The 18,189-nt window shown below is 64.7% G+C and carries 15 protein-coding genes and 1 tRNA gene; 6 read left to right on the top strand and 10 right to left on the bottom strand.

Annotated features, from left to right (window positions below):
- Positions 1-128 precede the first annotated feature (128 nt).
- Both SBI20_RS15755 and SBI20_RS15750 read right to left on the bottom strand, forming a co-directional pair.
- A protein-coding gene (locus SBI20_RS15755; RefSeq protein WP_317973651.1) for an IS5 family transposase occupies positions 129-895 on the bottom strand; the annotation gives its coding sequence in 2 pieces (ribosomal slippage) (positions 129-583 and positions 583-895; 768 coding nt in all).
- Between the two features lie 51 nt (positions 896-946).
- A complete protein-coding gene (locus tag SBI20_RS15750) occupies positions 947-1,378 on the bottom strand; it encodes a hypothetical protein (protein WP_317975909.1) in 432 nt (143 codons plus the stop codon).
- 396 nt (positions 1,379-1,774) lie between these two features.
- Here SBI20_RS15750 and SBI20_RS15745 point away from each other — a divergent pair, with 396 nt between their 5' ends.
- Positions 1,775-2,071 carry a hypothetical protein gene (locus tag SBI20_RS15745; RefSeq protein ID WP_317975908.1) on the top strand — a complete coding sequence of 99 codons (297 nt, stop codon included), beginning with the start codon at positions 1,775-1,777 and terminating at the stop codon, positions 2,069-2,071.
- 36 nt (positions 2,072-2,107) lie between these two features.
- Here the strand turns inward: SBI20_RS15745 and SBI20_RS15740 are convergent, their stop codons facing one another.
- From SBI20_RS15740 to SBI20_RS15725, 4 genes are all read right to left on the bottom strand, one after another.
- Positions 2,108-4,555, bottom strand: a complete 2,448-nt coding sequence (locus SBI20_RS15740; RefSeq protein WP_317975907.1) for a hypothetical protein — start codon at positions 4,553-4,555, stop codon at positions 2,108-2,110.
- 62 nt (positions 4,556-4,617) lie between these two features.
- The gene (locus SBI20_RS15735) at positions 4,618-4,818 is read right to left on the bottom strand and encodes a helix-turn-helix transcriptional regulator (protein WP_317975906.1); all 201 of its coding nucleotides are present in this window, start codon (positions 4,816-4,818) and stop codon (positions 4,618-4,620) included.
- 147 nt (positions 4,819-4,965) lie between these two features.
- Complete coding sequence (locus tag SBI20_RS15730) at positions 4,966-6,189, bottom strand: tyrosine-type recombinase/integrase (protein WP_317975905.1); 1,224 nt, start codon at positions 6,187-6,189, stop codon at positions 4,966-4,968.
- A gap of 127 nt (positions 6,190-6,316) precedes the next feature.
- A tRNA-Ser gene (locus tag SBI20_RS15725) sits at positions 6,317-6,407 on the bottom strand.
- Between the two features lie 182 nt (positions 6,408-6,589).
- Between SBI20_RS15725 and SBI20_RS15720 the strand changes: the two genes are divergently transcribed.
- Positions 6,590-7,456, top strand: a complete 867-nt coding sequence (locus SBI20_RS15720; protein ID WP_317975904.1) for a peptidylprolyl isomerase — start codon at positions 6,590-6,592, stop codon at positions 7,454-7,456.
- A gap of 66 nt (positions 7,457-7,522) precedes the next feature.
- Here the strand turns inward: SBI20_RS15720 and SBI20_RS15715 are convergent, their stop codons facing one another.
- The 3 genes from SBI20_RS15715 to hemF all read right to left on the bottom strand — a co-directional run bounded on the left by SBI20_RS15715 (position 7,523) and on the right by hemF (position 11,462).
- Positions 7,523-9,613, bottom strand: coding sequence for a RelA/SpoT family protein (locus SBI20_RS15715; protein ID WP_317975903.1), 2,091 nt, complete (start codon positions 9,611-9,613; stop codon positions 7,523-7,525).
- Between the two features lie 326 nt (positions 9,614-9,939).
- Positions 9,940-10,599 carry a GNAT family N-acetyltransferase gene (locus tag SBI20_RS15710; protein ID WP_317975902.1) on the bottom strand — a complete coding sequence of 220 codons (660 nt, stop codon included), beginning with the start codon at positions 10,597-10,599 and terminating at the stop codon, positions 9,940-9,942.
- A complete protein-coding gene (gene hemF / locus SBI20_RS15705; protein ID WP_317975901.1) occupies positions 10,599-11,462 on the bottom strand; it encodes an oxygen-dependent coproporphyrinogen oxidase in 864 nt (287 codons plus the stop codon). Before hemF ends, SBI20_RS15710 begins: the two co-directional genes overlap by 1 nt.
- 58 nt (positions 11,463-11,520) lie before the next feature.
- On the opposite strand from hemF, the gene pdeM reads away from it, so the two are divergent.
- The 3 genes from pdeM to SBI20_RS15690 all read left to right on the top strand — a co-directional run bounded on the left by pdeM (position 11,521) and on the right by SBI20_RS15690 (position 14,235).
- Positions 11,521-12,213, top strand: coding sequence for a ligase-associated DNA damage response endonuclease PdeM (gene pdeM / locus SBI20_RS15700; RefSeq protein ID WP_317975900.1), 693 nt, complete (start codon positions 11,521-11,523; stop codon positions 12,211-12,213).
- A 148-nt stretch (positions 12,214-12,361) separates the two neighbouring features.
- Positions 12,362-12,883, top strand: coding sequence for a translation initiation factor IF-3 (infC, locus tag SBI20_RS15695; protein ID WP_317975899.1), 522 nt, complete (start codon positions 12,362-12,364; stop codon positions 12,881-12,883).
- Between the two features lie 302 nt (positions 12,884-13,185).
- Positions 13,186-14,235, top strand: coding sequence for a potassium channel family protein (locus SBI20_RS15690; protein WP_317975898.1), 1,050 nt, complete (start codon positions 13,186-13,188; stop codon positions 14,233-14,235).
- A 92-nt stretch (positions 14,236-14,327) separates the two neighbouring features.
- Here the strand turns inward: SBI20_RS15690 and SBI20_RS15685 are convergent, their stop codons facing one another.
- Positions 14,328-16,604, bottom strand: coding sequence for a methyl-accepting chemotaxis protein (locus SBI20_RS15685; protein ID WP_317975897.1), 2,277 nt, complete (start codon positions 16,602-16,604; stop codon positions 14,328-14,330).
- A 215-nt stretch (positions 16,605-16,819) separates the two neighbouring features.
- Between SBI20_RS15685 and SBI20_RS15680 the strand changes: the two genes are divergently transcribed.
- Complete coding sequence (locus SBI20_RS15680) at positions 16,820-18,187, top strand: DUF1800 domain-containing protein (RefSeq protein WP_317975896.1); 1,368 nt, start codon at positions 16,820-16,822, stop codon at positions 18,185-18,187.
- Positions 18,188-18,189: the final 2 nt, after the last annotated feature.

Genomic DNA, 18,189 nt, shown 5'->3' with positions numbered 1-18,189 from the left:
TTTGCAATGCCCGAAATTTCGATTCTGAGGCCGTTTCAGACTCACCTTGGGGACTTGAGCTACTGGGGTAGCCTGAGACACGCAGCGGCGCTCTATGAGTCTAGAAATGGCAAATTCAGACGCGTCAACTAGGCCGTAGACTCATAAACACGGAGCCACAGCCGCATTGAGGCCAGTTGGACCATGGCGAGGAAGTTTTCTGCCAACTTGTCATAGCGCGTTGCGACACGGCGGAAGTGCTTCAGCTTGGAGAAGAAGCGCTCAATCAGGTTCCGCTCGCGGTACAGCCACGTGCTGAAGTACGGTTTCGACCTCCGATTGGCCTTGGGCGGAATGTTGGCAAACGCTCCCTTCTCACGCAGTGACGCCCGGATGCGATCAGCATCGTAGGCCTTGTCCGCCAGCACGATTGTTCCGGCACCGACATGTTTGAGCAGATGGTCGGCAGCTTGGCCGTCATGGCTTTGTCCTGCGGTCAGGCTCAGCCGGATCGGGAGGCCTTGCCCGTCGACGACCGCGTGGATTTTGGTTGTGAGTCCACCCCTGGAGCGACCGAGACAATGATCTCGATCCCCCTTTTTGCCGTCGCAGCCTGCTGGTGCGCCCGGATAGATGTGCTGTCGATCATCTGAATGTCGCCGTCGTGGGCGGCGGTAATGGCGTCCATCATCCGATCCCACACTCCTGCTTTCCGCCATCTTACAAAGCGGTTGTAGCAGGTGGTGCGCGGGCCATAGCGCTCGGGCAGATCGCGCCAAGGCGCGCCGGACCGCAACACCCAGAAGATGCCGTTCAGCACGCGGCGGTCATCGACGCGCGGCACACCTCGGGGCTTATTCGGTAACAGCGGTTCGATCACGCGCCACTCGAAGTCGGTCAAGTCATATCGGCTCATGCCAAGCCTGAATCAGATTTTGACGGAAGAAGAAAGTTCGAGCCAATGCCGCTATGCCGCTCGGCTGAGCAGGTCTGCAACGATCTGCCCCAAAGCCGAGGCCGAATTAGCAGATGGAACCGCTATATCCGGCTCCGGCTCAAAGCCCTCTTTGCTACCCAAATTGCGATAGGGGGTGACTTTGAGCAAACTCCCGTCGCTCACGACACTGACATGCTTGGACAATTTCATGAACGTGGTCCACGAACGAACGCCGGCGGCCGCCAGCAATGGCTTGTCGATGCGTGCATCGGGCGGCGGCGTCGGGACGCCTTCCTGCGATCGAGCCAAAGCCTGTTCGATGGCGCGACCCAACTCATCATGCGAAGGCTGGCTGAGGCAAGCCACTTGCTCATCGTCGATCCAAAAACCCGCCGCCGTCTTGTGCGACGCCGTCACAAACAGTTGCCCCTTGCGTTCATAGATGGCGGCCAGCTTCTTCATGCCTGCACTTTGCGCTCGAAGGGCGTGCCTGTCCACACGGTGGCCGCTGGTAATCTAGCATCACAGATTTATGGGTTCACGGCCTAGGTTTACACTTACACTATGGATAGACCGTAAGTGAACCGTAAGTGCCTCAAACCCGCAGAAATCCGCCATATCTTACACTTTCACTTACACTTACGGAAATACAATACATACATACAGGAACTGTCTCACGATGTGTGATTGCCTATGTGTGTCTATATAGGTCTGTCGATTTTAGCGTAATTTCCATCTAAAACGAATTAAACGATATTTTTCAATGACTTGGAACTTATGGTTGCATGCGTTTTTTCAGTTTAATCCGTTTAATCCGTTGCATATTTTGCGCATCTCCAGCGACAACGGAGTTCTATCGTGCCTGAATTTTCACTCGGAAAGATCGTCAAGGGAACCCCGGCCAAGAAGCTCTACGGATATGAGCAGGCCATCGAAGACCACGTCCCCGGAGGGCGGGCAGCCGTTAATGCAATGCTCGATCAGCTTGAAGATGGGGATGTCTGGTCTTTTCCGCGCCCGAGCGGCCTGCGGTACCACGACTTTTTGCACTTCCTCGGCGTGACCAGCAAGAGGACCGGCAGGCACTACAAGGTCAGCTTTTCCAGCGACGAAATCTCAGTCTGGATCGACTGGGTGATCAGTGATTATTCGTGATCGCAGGGGCGGGTGGGGCAGCGCCCCACCCGCCGATCAGTGGCGCGGCAACGGAACCCATGCCGCACGGCTTTCGCTACCAGAGAAACCGAAGTAGGTCACGTCCGCAGCCTTCGCCCCCGGCAGGCGTTTCAACACCTTGTTCCAGTTGGTGGACCACGGCGTGTTTGCCAGCAGGCGCTTGAGGCCATCAGAGTTGTTCGCGATCAGCAGGCCATCCCCGGTGTTGTCGAGCCTCAGCCCGACGCGCCCGAGCGCCCGCTGCGCGCACAGGGCGTTCGACAGCTCCCCGTCGCCGGGCACCTCGTTCATGGCATAGTCGATCAGCTCGCCCACGGTGAGGTCGCGCTTGCCAAGGGACATGTCCGCGCCCTTCACCACCTGCTGCAGGATATGCTGGAGGCAGGCCTGCTCGTCGGACATGCTCTCGACTTCGGCCTTGTCCTCGGCGAGATCGAACTGGGCCAGCCATGCCTCGGCCTGCTCCACCGTGACCTTGCTGTCGCTGGAGAGGCTGTAGGCGCCTGCCAGCAGGGCGCCGTACTGGTCGCCCGCGCGCTGCTCGCCGAGCTTGGCAGCGGCCACCATCGAGAAGATCTCGGCGTTGTGGCGGATCACCGGGGCGAGTGCGATGGCCCGTGCCTGATAGCGCTGGGCGTACTCGTCGTCGGCGAGGAACTGGCCGAAGCGGTTGAACTGCTCGAGGTTGTAGCGCTGCCGGTCAGCCTTCAATTCGACCACCGTGATGCGCGAGCGGTCGGACTGCTGCACGATGCTGGCATTGATCGAGGCGAACATGAAGCAGGAGCGGATCTGGAACGACAGGGCCGCCCCGGTGGTGGTGCCCTTGGCGATCTTGGCGCCGGTTTCGCTCGAGGACTGGCGCACCGTCTCGAGGATGCGCTGGATGCGCGCGACGGCTGTCTGGTCCTGCCCCTCGGCCTCGTCGAAGAGGACGGGCACGGCGTCAGAGCCAAGCGACTGGCGCAGGCCCGCCTCGGTGGTCGAGGATGCGACGGCGAGGCAGTGCTCAGGCCCGAACAGGGGCTTCACGACGCGGTCCATGACATAGGACTTGCCGGTGCCCTTGGCGCCGACCAGCCAGATGTGCGGGCGCCAGTTGAGGACGCCGCCGATGTGGGCGCAGACGGTCCAGCCAGCCATCATCACCGCGTCCAGATCGCGGGCGAAGGGCATGCGCTGAATGTGGTCGAGGTAGAGCTTGGCCTCGTTCACCGTGAGCGGCTTGTCGATGGCGGCGCGCATGGGCAGGCCGACCTCGTACACGAACCGTGACTTGACCGCACTGGGCGCATGTGGGGTGCGGTCAACGTAGGCGCGGTCACCACAGTGCAGGACGATGCGGCCATCATCCCACCACGCGCCACGGCCACGCAGCAGCTCCATCGAGAAGATGCCCTTCTTGGCACAGGCCCGCATCATGGCATTCATGGCGGCGTCAACATCGAAGGCGCCGCGCTTGCCGGTGTCGAAGTTGGAAGCCCAGAACGACAGGTCGGCCAGACTGAGCAGGTTGTTCTTGGTGTGGGCGCCAGCTGACAGCTCGACCACCTGCTGCGTCTCGCGGGGCAGGTAGTAGTAGCTGCCCTTGTTGTAGCCGAGGCAGAGGAACGGGAAATCGCTCTCGGTGGCGACTTCCTGCCGGTTGATGATGGCTTCGACGTCAACGGACTTGGCCGGGGCGACCGGCGGCGCCCAGTCAGGCGCCCTGTCGATCAGCTCGAGCAGGGCGTCCTTGTCGTTGTCCTCGACCGCGAGCCAGTCGCTGATGTCGCCCTTTTCGGGCAGGCCGGGCAGGTGCAGGATGCGGATGCTCTTGGCAATGCCCAGCAGCGCGGCACCCACCTTGTTGGCGTGTTTCGCGCCCGGCGCGTCGTTGTCGGGCACCAGCACGACGTCCTTGTCGCGCAAGATCTCGTTGTAGTTGTCCTGCCACTTCTCGGCACCGCCGGGGTTGCAGGTGGCGACAATACCGATCTCGGCGAGGTTATCGACGTCCTTCTCGCCCTCGACGATCAGCACGACGCCCTTGGCGTTGTAGGCGCGGGCAGCGTTGTAGAGGGTGCGGCATTCGGCGGGGACGGTTCTGGCCCATTCGTTGGGGCGGTCGGGATCGGGGCGGCGCTGGCTGAAACCCTTGGGTTCATAGCGCACAACCTGCATCAAGAGTTCGCCTGTGATGTGGTCGAAGTAGTCGTAAGTCGCCACGATCTTGCCACCGCCTTGCTTGGCCTTCCCGCCACGCTGGCTGCCCAAGTTGTCGTTGGCAATTGTGGCGGTGCCTCCAGCCGAGCGCGGACGGTGATGCGGCCCAGCATCGGGCCAAAGGCCGCGCGCCTTGATGGCATCAATCACTGTGAGCGGTTCGCAGCCTGCGTGGCAATGGACGAGAAGCTTGCCCTCTTTCCCGTCCGACACCTTGAGAGAGGCGGTGTTGTCATTGTGGGCAGGGCACCGCACCATATAGCCATCCCCCGACTCGCGGACGTTGGGGTCAAGCGCTTTTGCGACGTGGGCAGCCTGGCTCATACGGCGAACACCTCGTGCTTCACATCCTCGCCGGTACGGGCCTTCACAGCAGCCTTGATGCTATCGACGGTGATGCCGGTGCGGCGCCCGAACTTCACCTTGGTGAGTTCGCCCGCGTCCATCAGTTCATAAATGGTCGAGCGGCTGAGCGAGAGGACCTCGGCTGCTTTAGTGACAGAAACAAGCATCTGTTGCATGTGTGTGTCCATTCAGTTGACGATGGACGTACCAACTCTGCAGCGATTCGATCTCTGTCTAGATGATCTTTTCAAGTCGGCCACAACTATGCCGCCACCACAGTCCGGCTGGCCATGGTGGCGGCGAAGTGAACTGCCTTAGAGCGCTTAGGCGGCGTGACTGGCGAGGTGATCAGCCCAAGCCTGCATAATGCCCTTGCGCATCTCGAGATGATCGGTGCGCAGGTAGGCCGTCACCACGCTGTTGCCGATCTTGTGGGCCAGTGCTGCTTCGATGGCGTCGAAAGCAAAGCCTTGCTCTGCCGCCCAGTCGCGAAAGGTCGAGCGGAAGCCGTGGACGGTGAAGTGCCCGAGATCCATGCGCTTCAACACCGCCGACAGCGACATATCGGACAGGGCCTGGCCCTTGCTGCCGGGGAAAATCAGCAACGAATTGGCAAAACGCGGCATCGCCCTGAGCAGGGCCACAGCCGCGCTGGAGAGCGCCACTCGGTGTTCGCGCTTGGCCTTCATGCGCGTGGCGGGGATGACCCAGAGGGCCTTCTCCAGGTCGATTTCATCCCAACGCGCGCCACGCACTTCGCCCGAGCGCGCCGCCGTCAGGATGGTGAACTCGAGCGCCCGCGCGCCCATACCCTCGCGCGCCTGCAGAGCCGCCATGAAGGCAGGTGCCGAGGCATGGGGCATGGCCGGGTGATGGCGTACCGTCTTAACCTTGCCACGGCGCGGCAGGACCGCATCGAGCCCACCCTTCCACACCGCCGGGTTCTCACCCTCGCGCCAGCCGAGCGCCTTAGCGCTGTTCAGCACCGCCTCGATGCGCATGCGCACGCGGCTGGCCGTCTCGGGCTTCTTGGCCCAGATGGGCTTCAGGATCGCCACGACGTCGGCGGTGGTGATGGCATCGACCGTCTTGCTGCCGATCTTGGGATAGACGTAGGTCTTGAGCGTGTTGGTCCACTGCTGGATGTGCTTGGCATTGCTCCAGCCCGCTTCGTGGGTCGCGATATAGGCCTCGGCCACCTTCTGGAAGGTCTGCTGCTGGCGCTCCGTCTCGACTTCGGCAGCGCGCGCGGCGGCTTCTGCGGCCAGCCGCTCGGCCTCGCGCTCGGCCAGCGGGTCGATCCCATTGGCAACCTTCAGCCTCAGCTGAGCAGCAATGGCACGGGCCTGGGGCGCCGACAGCCCTACCAATGAGCCAAGGCCCATTTCGCGGCGCCTCCCACCCATCTGATAGCGAAACATCCAGCTTTTGGAACCCTTGCGGGTCACTTCGAGGTACAGGCCATCGCCATCGCAATGCGAGCCGGGGGCTGCTGACAGGATCTGAGTATTCTTCAAAGGCATTGAGCTACCCACCACTTGACCCACCACTGACGCGCCCATTGTGTGCGAACAGTGACGGAGATTAACGAACTGTGGTGGATATTATGCCTAGGAAATTCAGTGATTTACCAGATCATCAACGGACGTTCGCGGACGCTGGCAAATGGTGAAATGGCGGAGCGGGAGGGATTCGAACCCTCGATACGCTTTTGACGTATACTCACTTTCCAGGCGAGCGCCTTCGACCACTCGGCCACCGCTCCGCATGCACTGGAAGGCGCGCACTAGCCGCCTGTGCGGGGTTGCGCAAGGGCGGTTTGGGGGTCACAACGGCAAAATGTTGATGCGCTCCCTGTCTGGCCGTCTTTCGGCTTTTTTCTCCGTGGCTTCCGGCCTGGCTGTGATGGGGGCCTTGCCGGTCCTGGCCCATCAGGCAGAGCCCGTCATGCCGCCTTCGCCCACGCAGATCGTGGAGGCTGCGCCGCCCGGTGACTGGGTGGGGATTCCGGCCGATCACCTGCTGGTGGTCGATCTGGCGCCCGATGCCGCCGGTCAGGCCCGGCGCGTGATCATCCAGTTGATGAACGGGCCCTGGTCACAGGGGTGGATCGGCAATATCCGCAAGCTGGCCACCGCGCACTGGTGGGACGGGACTTCGGTCAACCGCGTGCAGGATGGCTATGTCGTCCAGTGGGGCGATCCCCTGGGGGATGACAAGGCCCGCGCCAAGCCGCTGCCGCCCGGTCTGCTCTCGGTCCCGCAGGGGGCCTATACGCTGACGGCGGGAGCGGCCCCGGCCTTTTCCGGGCCTCGGGTGGCCGATGGGGTCTATGCCGTTGCCGAACGGTTCTATCAGGGCTGGCCGATTGCCACCGGGCCGGGGGACGAGCCCGAAACCTGGCCGGTGCATTGCTATGGCAGCGTTGGTGTCGGGCGCGACATGCCGCCTGACAGCGGGTCGGGGGCCGAACTCTATGCGGTGATCGGCAATGCGCCGCGCCAGCTCGATCGCAACATTGCGGTGGTGGGCCGGGTGATCAGCGGGATGGAGTGGCTGTCGAGCCTGCCGCGCGGCAAGGGCGATGCCGGGTTCTACCAGAAGCCCGGGGAGCGCACGGCGATCACCAGCATCCGGCTGGGAAGCGATGTGCCCGGGCTGCCCGCGTGGCAATATCTGTCGACCGACAGCGCGAGTTTTGCCGCCTATCTCGATGCGCGGGCCAATCGGCGCGATCCGTTCTACGTGCGGCCTGCCGGCGGGGTGGATATCTGCAATGTGCCGGTGCCGGTTCGGGTGACACCCGCCCGCTGAAGGCAGAGCGCCGGTCCCGAAACCGGGACCGGCGAGATACCCTGCCCGGCCTGCCCCCGCCCGGCCCTAGATGCGGTCGGCCTGGGCCACGGCGTCGCTGGCGCGCAGGGCGCTGACGATGCGGGTCAGGTGGGCCAGGTCGCGGACTTCGAGATCGACCAGATAGGTGTGGAACGGGTTTTCGCGCTGGGTCATTTCGAGGTTGACCACGTTGGCGTGGTTGTTGGCAAAGATGCCCGCCATTTCGGCGAGCGTGCCGGGGCGGTTGTAAAGTTCGGCGCGGATGCGGCCCACGGCGCCGTCGGTGCGCTTGTCCCACGAGAGGTCGATCCAGTCGGCGTCGATGCCGTCGGCCAGCGTCTCGCAGTCGATGGCGTGGACTTCGACCCCCTGCCCCGGACGGCGCAGGCCCACGATGCGGTCGCCCGGAACCGGGTGGCAGCATTCGGCCAGCTTGAAGGCCATGCCCGGTGTCAGCCCCTGCACGGCGATGGCCCGTTGCTGGCGGCGCCACTCCTCGGGATTGGGCATGGTTGCGGTACAACCGGGCACGAGCGCTTCCATGACCTGAAGATCGTCGAGCTTGGCCGTGCCGATGGCGACCATCAGGTCTTCCTCGGACGTGAGCTTGAGCCGCTTGATCGCTTCGGCCAGCGCCTTCTTGCCGACCTGGGTGGGCAGGCGCTCGATGATCTCGTCGTAGAGCTTGCGGCCGATCAGGGCGACTTCGGCGCGTTCCTTTTGCCGGACCGCGCGACGGATGGCCGCGCGCGCCTTGCCGGTCACGGCAAAGCCCAGCCACGAGAGTTGCGGCTCGGAATTGCGGCTCTTGATGATCTCGACCACATCGCCATTGCCCAGCGGGGTGCGCAAGGGGACATGGCGGCCATTGATCTTGGCCCCCACTGCCTGCGCGCCCAGATTGGTGTGGACGGCAAAGGCAAAGTCGATCGGCGTGGCGCCCTTGGGCATCTGGAACAGCGCGCCCTTGGGGGTAAACGCGAAGATGCGGTCCTGATAGATCGCCATCTTGGTGTTTTCGAGCAGTTCCTCGGCATCGTGGCTGGCATCGAGGATCTCGACCAGATCGCGCAGCCAGCCCACTTCGCCATCGGGCGTCCCGCCCTGCTTGTAGGCCCAGTGGGCGGCCAGACCATATTCGTTGCGATGATGCATCTCGCGCGTCTTGATCTGCACTTCGACGCGGCGCGCGTTGTTGTAGATCAGCGAGGTGTGCAGGCTCTTGTAGCCGTTCATCTTGGGCGTGGAGATGTAGTCCTTGAACCGGCCCGGAATCATCTGCCAGGTCTGGTGGAGCACGCCCAGCGCCTTGTAGCATTCGTCGATGTCGTCGACGAGCACGCGGAAGGCCATGATATCGGTGATCTGCTCGAACGAGACGTGCCGCTCGGCCATCTTCTTCCAGATCGAATAGGGGTGCTTCTCGCGGCCCTCCACCTCGACCCGCAGGCCCGCCTGCGCCAGCGCCTGGCTGATCGAAAGGGCGATGTCGTCGACCTCGCCGCCGCCTTCCGCGCGGATCGCGGTCAGGCGCCCCTCGATCGTGGCATAGGCTTCGGGTTCGAGCTGTTCGAAGGCGAGAAGCTGCATCTCGCGCATATATTCGTACATGCCCACGCGCTGGGCGAGCGGGGCGTAGATTTCCATCGTCTCGCGCGCGATGCGGCGGCGCTTGTCTTCGCTCTTGATGAAGTGGAGCGTGCGCATGTTGTGCAGGCGGTCGGCCAGCTTGACGAGGAGGACGCGCAAGTCCTCGCTCATCGCCAGCAGAAACTTGCGCAGGTTTTCCGCCGCGCGTTCGCTTTCCGTCATCGTCTCGATCTTGGAAAGCTTGGTCACCCCGTCGACCAGCCGGGCGACATCGGGGCCAAACAGGCGCTCGATCTCCTCGACAGTGGCCAGCGTGTCTTCCACGGTATCGTGGAGAAGCGCGGTCATGATGGTTTCCTGATCGAGCTTCAGCTCGGTCATCAGGCCCGCCACTTCGACCGGGTGCGAGAAGTAGGGATCGCCACTGGCCCGCTTCTGGGTGCCGTGCTTTTGCACGGTATAGACATAGGCACGGTTGAGCATGGCCTCGTCCGCCTGGGGGGCGTAGGCCAGCACACGTTCGACAAGTTCATATTGGCGCAGCATTTCACCCCCTAGATGGGCGAAAGGCGGCATATTGGGCAAGGGGAAAGGATCAGGATTTGCGGCGATAACCGCGATCCTGGTGACTGGCCTGGTGTCAGGCGCGCGCGCGCGGCGCCCGGCAAGGCGCGGGACGATCCAGGCCGAAGCCCCGCCGCGCCAGAGATTCCTCAGCGAAGGCGGCATCGCGCGGGCGCCTCGGGAGCGGGAAAAATGGGGCTTGGCTGCATCCTTGCAGTCTCACCCGCCAAGCCTTTCCCGAAGATGGCCGAGCCGTTCAGGATTCGTATCGCCCCTTCCCGTCACACTGGCGCCTCGTCAGGCCGCACTCAGGCAGCAGCCCCGGCCTCCAGCAGCGGCACCTGCGGCGCTTCCTCGCCCAGCAGCCTCTCTCCGCGCGCATTGGCCCCGCGCGGATCGGGAAAAACCTCGACAAAGCGGGCATAGGGTACGAACCCCTGCCCCATGTAGAACGGCAAGGCCTGCGGCCCGTCGAGCGTGCAGGTATGCACCCAGACCCGCGTGACATCCTTGTCGCCCCAGGCCATCTGCAAGGCCCGACGCATCAGCCACTTGCCAAAGCCCTTGCCCGTCGCGCCGGGGATCAGGCCGAAAAAGGCGATCTCGGCCTCGCCCGCCTTGCGGAAATCGAGTTCGAGCATCCCCACTTCGACACCCGCCCGGTCGGCCACGGCAAAGACGTGGACCTGAGGATCGTGGATGATCGCGCCCAGCGCCGCATCGTCGAGCGCGAGGCGCGACCACCACAGCCACCTGGCCCCCACCCGGCGAAACAGCAGGCGATATTTGGCCAGATCGGGCGCCTTCCAGCGCACGAGTTGCAAGGGCACATCCTGTTCCGGCACCAGCCGCCGCAAGCTGGCGGGCGCTTCGCGCATTTCGAGCGCAGTGACCACCGCCGCCAGATCGCCGGCCGCCAGCGCATGGAATCCGGGCGCAAGGCGCGCGCCGTTTTCCGCAATAGCCATCAGCTCCACACCGCGCGCGGGGGCAGGCTCATCAGGATCGCGTCGATATTGCCGCCCGTCTTGAGGCCGAACAGCGTGCCCCGGTCGTAGACGAGGTTGAATTCGGCATAGCGCCCGCGCCATTCGAGCATGGCGGTCTCGTCCTGCGGCGTAAACGCGCTGCCCATCCGCCGCCGCACGAGGCGCGGATAAATGTCGAGGAAGGCCTCGCCCACGTCGCGGGTGAATGCGAAATTGGCCTCGAAGGCGGCTTCGTCGGCACATTCGAGGTGATCGTAGAAAATCCCGCCCACGCCGCGATGGACCTTGCGGTGGGGGAGGAAGAAGTAATCGTCGGCCCAGGCCTTGAAGCGCGGGTAATAGGCCGGATCGTGCGCATCGCAGGCCGCCTGGAAGCGCGCGTGGAAATCAGCGGTGTCGTCCGCATAGGGGATCGGCGGGTTGAGGTCGCCCCCCCCGCCAAACCACGCCTTGCTGGTGGTCAGGAAGCGGGTGTTCATGTGGACGGCGGGGACATGCGGATTGGCCATATGCGCGACAAGGCTGATGCCGGTGGCCGTGAAGGTCGGGTTTTCCGGGTCCGCGCCGTTGATCGTGCGAGCAAATTCGGGGCTGAACGTGCCGTGGACGGTCGAGACATTGACGCCGACTTTCTCGAACACCCGGCCCTTCATCAGGCCCTGCACGCCGCCCCCGCCGTTCTCGACCGGCTCGCCATCATGCTCACGCGCCCAGGGGCGATAGGAAAAGCGCGCATCGCTGCCCGCTTCGGCCTCGATCGCCTCGAAGGCGCCGCAGATGCGGTCGCGCAAGGATTCGAACCAGGCGCGGGCGCGGGCGGTTTGGTCAGTCCAGTCGGTCAATGCGATCTCCTTGGGTGTCGCGCTTGCCAAATCGGCGGGGCCGGGGCAAGAGGGGCTCATGGTTCCCCTTTCGTTCGCACCGTTCGAATTTGCCGGACACGAATGGCTCATGGGCCCTGCGCGCGCGCTGTTCTGGCCTGCCGAACGCGCGCTGCTGGTGGCTGACCTTCACCTTGAAAAGGCGAGCTGGTTTGCCCGCACCGGACAGATGCTCCCCCCTTACGACAGCCGCGAAACGCTTGGGCGGATCGATGCCCTTGCCCGTGCCACCAATGCCGCGCGCGTGCTGTGCCTGGGCGACAATTTCCACGATGCGCAAGGGCCCGCCCGGCTCGATGCGGTGGCGGCCGATCTGCTGGCCGATCTCGCCCACCGGCTGGACTGGGTGTGGATCACCGGCAATCATGACGAAAAAGATGGCGCCGCCCCCGGAACAATGCTGCCCGAGGTGGCCCTGCGCGGCATCGTCCTGCGCCACGAGGCCCGCCCCGGCGAGCCTGCCCCCGAACTCTCGGGCCATTTCCATCCGCGCCTGCGGGTTCCCGCGCGCGGGCGCACGGTCACCCGGCCTTGCGCGGTGATGAGCGAGCGCAAGCTGATTCTCCCGGCCTTCGGCGCGCTGACCGGGGGGCTCGACGCGGCCCATCCGGCGCTGATCGCGGCCCTGCAACCGGCGCAAACCATCACCGCGCTGGTGCCGACAGCCGCCCGTGTGGCCCATTTCCCACTCTGGCGGGCCCAGGCGGCTTGAAATGCGCATGATTGCCCCCCAGATTGGGCACCAAGGCCCTTTATCTGTCGCGCCATTATGATATGAGCGCGCGTTGAGTCTTTCCCAAGACACGACCACACCGGATCAACGTTCAGGAGAACACACTATAGCTCCCCCGCCCCGGCGCATGTTGGCGCCCCCCGTCAAGAGCGGCCCTCGCTACAATCACATGATCAACGTGCCCAAGGTGCGCGTGATTGACGAGAACGGCGAAAATCTTGGCGTGTTGTACACGCGCGAAGCGATCGAACAGGCAGCCGACGTGGGTCTCGACCTGGTCGAAGTCTCGCCCAACGCCGATCCGCCGGTGTGCAAGTTCCTCGACGTGGGCAAGTTCCGCTACGAGGCGCAGAAGAAGGCGAACCTCGCCCGCAAGAGCCAGAAGACGCAGGAGATCAAGGAGATCAAGATGCGTCCGAACATCGATGACCACGACTACGACGTGAAGCTGCGCAACGTGCACCGCTTCCTCGAAGACGGGGACAAGGTGAAGGTGACCTTGCGCTTCCGCGGGCGCGAGCTTTCGCACCAGCAGCTGGGCATGAACCTGCTCAAGCGCGTGCAGGAAGACGTGGTGGAGATCGCCAAGGTCGAAGCCTTCCCGCGCATGGAAGGCCGCCAGATGCTGATGGTGCTGGCCCCCAAGTAAGGCCAGCCGGACAGCAAGGCTCCGGTCAAACTGCAAGGCTGCGGGAAACCGTTGCAATGCTTTACAAAAAAGGGCGCATCCCGATCGGATGCGCCCTTTTTTCATGGCGCGCGCACGCTGGCCACCCCGCCGGGCAAGCCTTGCTGGACAGGCGCTGCGCGAGGGGGCAAAGAGAGCCCCGGACAACGACCATGGCCAAGCGCGACACCGACAGATCCGCCGCGAGACCAGCCGTACCGCCAACAGCAAGGCCCGCATCCGGGCCTGCTGGTGAATCGGCCTTCTCGCAAGGCGCCAGCAGCGTGCTGGGGTCGCCCTTGCGGCTGCTGGCGGGCACGCTGCTCTTTGTCGCGGGGGTCTTTGCGGTTTCCACGATCGGGTATGTCCGCGCCGGCTGGCCGCTGGGCGATGCGGCCTACATGGTGCTGCTCACGATCTTTTCGGTCGGCTATGGCGAAGTCCGCCCGATCGACTCGACGTTCCTGCGGCTGTGGACGACGATGACGATCGTACTGGGCTGCACGGGGATGATCGTGCTCACCGGCGCGCTCGTACAGGTCTTCACCCTGTTCCAGTTTCGCCGTCTTCTGGGGCTAGAGCGCATGCATAACGAAATCGAGCGGCTGTCAGGCCATACCATCATCTGTGGCTATGGCCGCATCGGCGTGCAACTGGCGCGCGCCCTGTCCGAAGCAAAGCACCCGTTCCTGATCCTCGAACGCACGCCCATCCGGGCCGAGGAAGCCCGCTCGCGCGGCTACCTGACCCTCCTTGGCGAAGCCACCAACGAGGACATCCTCAAACAGGCCGGGGTCACCCATGCCCGCGTTCTGGCCAGCGTCCTGCCCGATGATGCGACCAATGTGTTCATCACCCTCTCGGCGCGCAGCCTCAACCCCGATATCCAGATCATCGCCCGCGGCGAGGCGCCGAGCACCGAAAGCAAGCTGTTCCACGCCGGGGCCGACAAGGTCGTCCTGCCCACCCACATCGGCGCCGAACGCATCACCGAACTGATCCTGTTTCCCGGCACGGCCCCGGCGCTGGCGGAAACGCCGCCGATGGGCGAGGTCAAGCGCCAGTTCGTCGATTTCGGGCTCGACCTCGAAGTCGTCGCCTGCCCGGCGGGCAGCGCGCTGGTCGGTGCGAGCGTCCGCGAGGCCGAACGGCGCGGCAAGGGCGCCTATTTCATCGTGCGGATCGACCGCGCGAACGGACAGGAAATCCGCCATCCGGGCGAAGACGTGCGCCTCGAAGCGGGCGACAGGGTCATGCTGGTCCTGCGCGGCAGCCGCCTGTCGGCAGGCGCGATCTTCGCGGCCCCCGCCCATCCGCACAAGCTACGCCGCTAATTCTCCCGGACACAAAAACAGGGCCCCGGCCTGACCGGAGCCCTGTTTTTTTACGCCTGTCCGGGCCAGCTTCGCTGCGCCCGCGCGCGCCCTCAGGCGGCGTGGCGGTCGAAGCCGGACTGCTGGTGCCCGCCGCCCATGTTGAACCGGCCAATCGCCGAATCGAGCGTGCGAGCCTGATCGTTGAGGCTGCGCGCGGCCGCCGTACTTTCCTCGACCATGGCCGCGTTCTGCTGGGTCATGCGCTCCATTTCGCTGACCACGGTGTTGATCTCGGCCAGATCGCGGGCCTGGACTTCGGCCGAATTGGCGATCTCGTCGATGGTTTTGCGCAGGCCCCCGATCTGCTCGATGATGTGTTCGAGCGCGCTGCCGGTCTCGGCCACCAGCGTCACCCCTTGCGTCACCTGCTGCGAACTGGCGTTGATCAGGTTCTTGATGTCCTGCGCGGCCTCGGCGCTGCGCATGGCCAGCGAGCGCACTTCGCTCGCCACCACCGCAAAGCCCTTGCCCGCATCGCCCGCGCGCGCGGCCTCGACCCCCGCGTTGAGCGCGAGCAGGTTGGTCTGGAAGGCGATGCCGTCGATCACCCCGATGATCTGGTTGATCTCGGAAGCCGACCGCTCGATCTCGCCCATCGCGGTCACCGCATTGCGGACCACCCCGCCCCCGTCGACCGCCTGCTGGTCGGTCGAGATGATCGCGCGGCGCGCTTCTGCGGCGTTTTCGGCGGTCTTACGCACGATCGCGGTCACCGAATTCATCGCCGATGCGGTCTGTTCGAGGCGGGCCGCGCCGGTTTCGGTGCGATTGGCCAGATCGATCGAAGCCTGGTTGATCTCGCCAACGCCGATGCTGATCGTCCGGCTGCTGTCTTCGACCGAACGCATGATCCTGTGCAACGAGGAAACCGCGCCATTGAAGTGCCGCTTCACGTCGGCAAATTCGGGCGAGAAATTCTCGACGATCTGGGCGGTCAGGTCGCCATTGGCCAGCCGTTCGAGGTTCTTGGACACAGTATCGACGACAAGCCGGGTGCTCGCCTGATCCTGCGTGGTGCGCTCGATGCTGGTGCGCAAGTCGTGCTGCATCTTGCGCAGCGCCTCGGCCAGCGTGCCCACTTCATCGGCCTGCTCGATGGCCAGTTGCTGGTTGAGGTTGCCCTGGGCGATCCCTTCGGCAAACTGCGCGCAGCCGCTGATCGGCTGGGCCACGCTCGATGCCATGCGCCATGTCATGAAGATGGCGACCGCCGCGATGCCCATGCCGATCACCAGTTGCAGCAGGGTGTCCACGCCCGAACGGCGGCCAAGCTGGTCGGACAGCAATTGGGCATCGGCCATGACCATCGCGCGCGGAACCGAGATCAGCACCGCCCACGATGCATCGACACGGCCAATGCGGATCGGCGCATAGACCTGGAGGTTTTCGCTTTTGGGATCATCGAGCACGACCGACTTGCCCGCCGCGATGATGCTTGCACTGTTCGCCCAGGCCGGATTGGCCTGCGACGCGGCGCCCCCGATGGTTGCCGGATTGGCACTGTTGGCCACGATCAGCCCGCTGTCGTTGATCACCGCCACGGTGCTCTTGCCGCCATAGAGCGACTTGCTGACCTGATTGGCAAGGGTCTGGAGGAAATCGAGATTGTAGTCGGCCCCGGCCACCCCGCGGAACTGGCCGTTGATCATGACCGGAACCGACATCGTCGCCAGATAGACCTGCTTGCCCTGCACGATATAAGGCAGCGGCCCGAGCAGGTTCTCGCGGTGGGTGTTGTGGGGGTTGATGTACCAGGCGCCCTTGACGAGGCCGTTGGGATGGCGCGCGCTGCTGTCATATTCGACGAGCGGCTGGATGGCGATGTTGCCGTTCGCCGCGCGCGTCCAGTAGGGCAGGAAACGCCCGGTGGCGTCCGACCCCATCGCAGTGTCGTTGACATGCGCGCCATCGTTGCCATCGAGGCCATTGGGCTCCCAGGCCGAATAGGTGCCGTTGAAGCGCGGATTGTGTTCGAGCACGTTGCGCAGCACCGCGTTGAACTGGGCGCGCCGCTCGCCCATCGGCGTGCCCGAGGCGCCCGGTGCGGCCATCTGCTCGAAGCTGTTGGCCATGTTGCGCGCCGCATCGAAGGCCGTGTCGAGTTCGGACTTGATGAACCGCGCCTCGGCATCGGCCCGGTTTTGCAGGTTCTCGTTGACCTGCCCGCTGATCATGTCGGACACACGGCTGTTGACGTAACTGTGCGTACGGAACGTCGAAAACGTGCTGTATGCGACGAGAACAGCAAAGGCGATAACGATACAGGCCCCGGCCATGACCGCGATCTTGCCTTTGACCGAGCGTAGCATCGCAAATGATTTCAACATGAACGCGTCCTCTATGCAGCCTCTAAGCAGCCTCTCGGGCCTGTTTTCCGGATTCTGCATAGGATAGAGGGGCGGATATTTGTTGCTGCGGGGTCTTCGTAGAACTCCTGATCCCCCCTGCCCCGCCTCATACTGCCAAATCGGCGGCGAATGCTGCGCAGCGCAGGGTGCGCAAGTCATCTGCGGTTCAGCCGCAAGGGGCACCAATTCCGGGCATGGCGGCTCCCTCCCTCTCTCCCGGCGCAATCGCCCTCAACCGCTTCGGCCTTGGCGCGCGCCCCGAAGATCTGCCTCCCGCCGATCCGGCCCGCGCGCTCAAAGACCAGTTCGCCCGCTTCGAGATCGCCCCCGCCCCCTTTGCCACCCTGCCCGACGCAAGAGCCGCGCTTCAGGGCTGGCTGGCCGCGCGCAAGCAGGCCCCCCAAGCCCCCGCCACGGCGATCAGGGCGCTCTATCAGCAGGAAATCGGCGCCCGCATGGCCAGCGCGCGCGCCACCCCCGCCCCCTTCGTCGAGCGCATGGTCCATTTCTGGTCCAACCACTTCGCCGTCTCGGCCGACAACACGCAAGTCATGGCCCTTGCCGGAGCCTTCGAGCGCGAGGCGATCCGCCCCCATGTGCTGGGCCGGTTCGAGACCATGCTCCAGGCCGTCGAACGCCACCCGGCCATGCTGGTCTACCTCAATCAGGTTCCCTCGACCGGCCCCCACAGCCCCGCTTCAACCCGCGCCGCAGCAGCGGGGCGCAAGGCCCCCGGCCTCAACGAGAACCTCGCGCGCGAGATCATGGAACTCCACACGCTGGGCGTGCGCTCGGGCTATACCCAGGCCGACGTGACCGAACTGGCCCGCGCGATGACCGGATGGACGCTCGATGGCCTTGGCCAGCCCGGCACGCCCGACGGCACCGTGCCCATCGCCTTCCGCTTCCGCCCCGCCCGCCACGAGCCGGGCCCGCGCACGATCATGGGCCGCACCTATCCCCCCGGAACCGGCGAAAGCCAGGCCGCGCAAGCTTTCACCACTTTCGCCCACGCGCCGCAGACCGCCACCCACATCGCCACCAAAATGGCCCGCCATTTCGCCGGGGACACCCCGCCCCCGGCCCTCGTCGAGCGCCTGTCCCGCGCCTTCACGCAAGGGCGCGGCGACCTTCCCGCGCTCTATGCCGCCCTCATCGACAGCCCCGAAGTCTGGGCACCCGTCCCGCTCAAGTTCAAGACGCCGTGGGACTGGCTGGTCTCGGCCCTGCGCGGCCTCGATACCGATGCCCTTCCCGCAGAGCGCATCGCGGGCATGCTCGAAAAACTCGGCCAGCCGGTGTGGAAACCCGGCTCGCCCGCCGGATGGGACGATACCACCGCCAGCTGGGCGGCCAGCAATGCCCTGTTGCGGCGGGTCGAAATTGCCCAGCGCCTTGCCAGCCAGACCCCGCGCGATCCCGCGCACGACGCGCGCCGCCTCGCGCCCCTGCTGCTCCCCGGCGCCTGCGCGCCGGCAACCCTGGCCGAAATCGCGCGGGCCGAAAGCCCGGCCAGCGCGCTCGCGCTCCTGCTCGTCTCGCCCGATTTCCTGCGGAGATAGCC

The sequence above is a fragment of the Novosphingobium sp. IK01 genome (genome assembly GCF_033242265.1).
Classification (GTDB): domain Bacteria; phylum Pseudomonadota; class Alphaproteobacteria; order Sphingomonadales; family Sphingomonadaceae; genus Novosphingobium; species Novosphingobium pituita.
Note: the sequence above shows the minus strand (reverse complement) of the source record. Positions and strands in the feature narration are given on the sequence as shown.

Coding starts and splice junctions, on each gene's coding strand:
- SBI20_RS15720 (WP_317975904.1), top strand. CDS start 6,590: ATGCCGCCTTCGCCCACGCAGATCGTGGAGGCTGCGCCGCCCGGTGAC.
- pdeM (WP_317975900.1), top strand. CDS start 11,521: ATGGTTCCCCTTTCGTTCGCACCGTTCGAATTTGCCGGACACGAATGG.
- SBI20_RS15740 (WP_317975907.1), bottom strand. CDS start 4,555: ATGGTGCGGTGCCCTGCCCACAATGACAACACCGCCTCTCTCAAGGTG.
- infC (WP_317975899.1), top strand. CDS start 12,362: ATGTTGGCGCCCCCCGTCAAGAGCGGCCCTCGCTACAATCACATGATC.
- SBI20_RS15750 (WP_317975909.1), bottom strand. CDS start 1,378: ATGAAGAAGCTGGCCGCCATCTATGAACGCAAGGGGCAACTGTTTGTG.
- SBI20_RS15710 (WP_317975902.1), bottom strand. CDS start 10,599: ATGGCTATTGCGGAAAACGGCGCGCGCCTTGCGCCCGGATTCCATGCG.
- SBI20_RS15680 (WP_317975896.1), top strand. CDS start 16,820: ATGGCGGCTCCCTCCCTCTCTCCCGGCGCAATCGCCCTCAACCGCTTC.
- SBI20_RS15715 (WP_317975903.1), bottom strand. CDS start 9,613: ATGCTGCGCCAATATGAACTTGTCGAACGTGTGCTGGCCTACGCCCCC.
- SBI20_RS15685 (WP_317975897.1), bottom strand. CDS start 16,604: ATGTTGAAATCATTTGCGATGCTACGCTCGGTCAAAGGCAAGATCGCG.
- SBI20_RS15735 (WP_317975906.1), bottom strand. CDS start 4,818: ATGCAACAGATGCTTGTTTCTGTCACTAAAGCAGCCGAGGTCCTCTCG.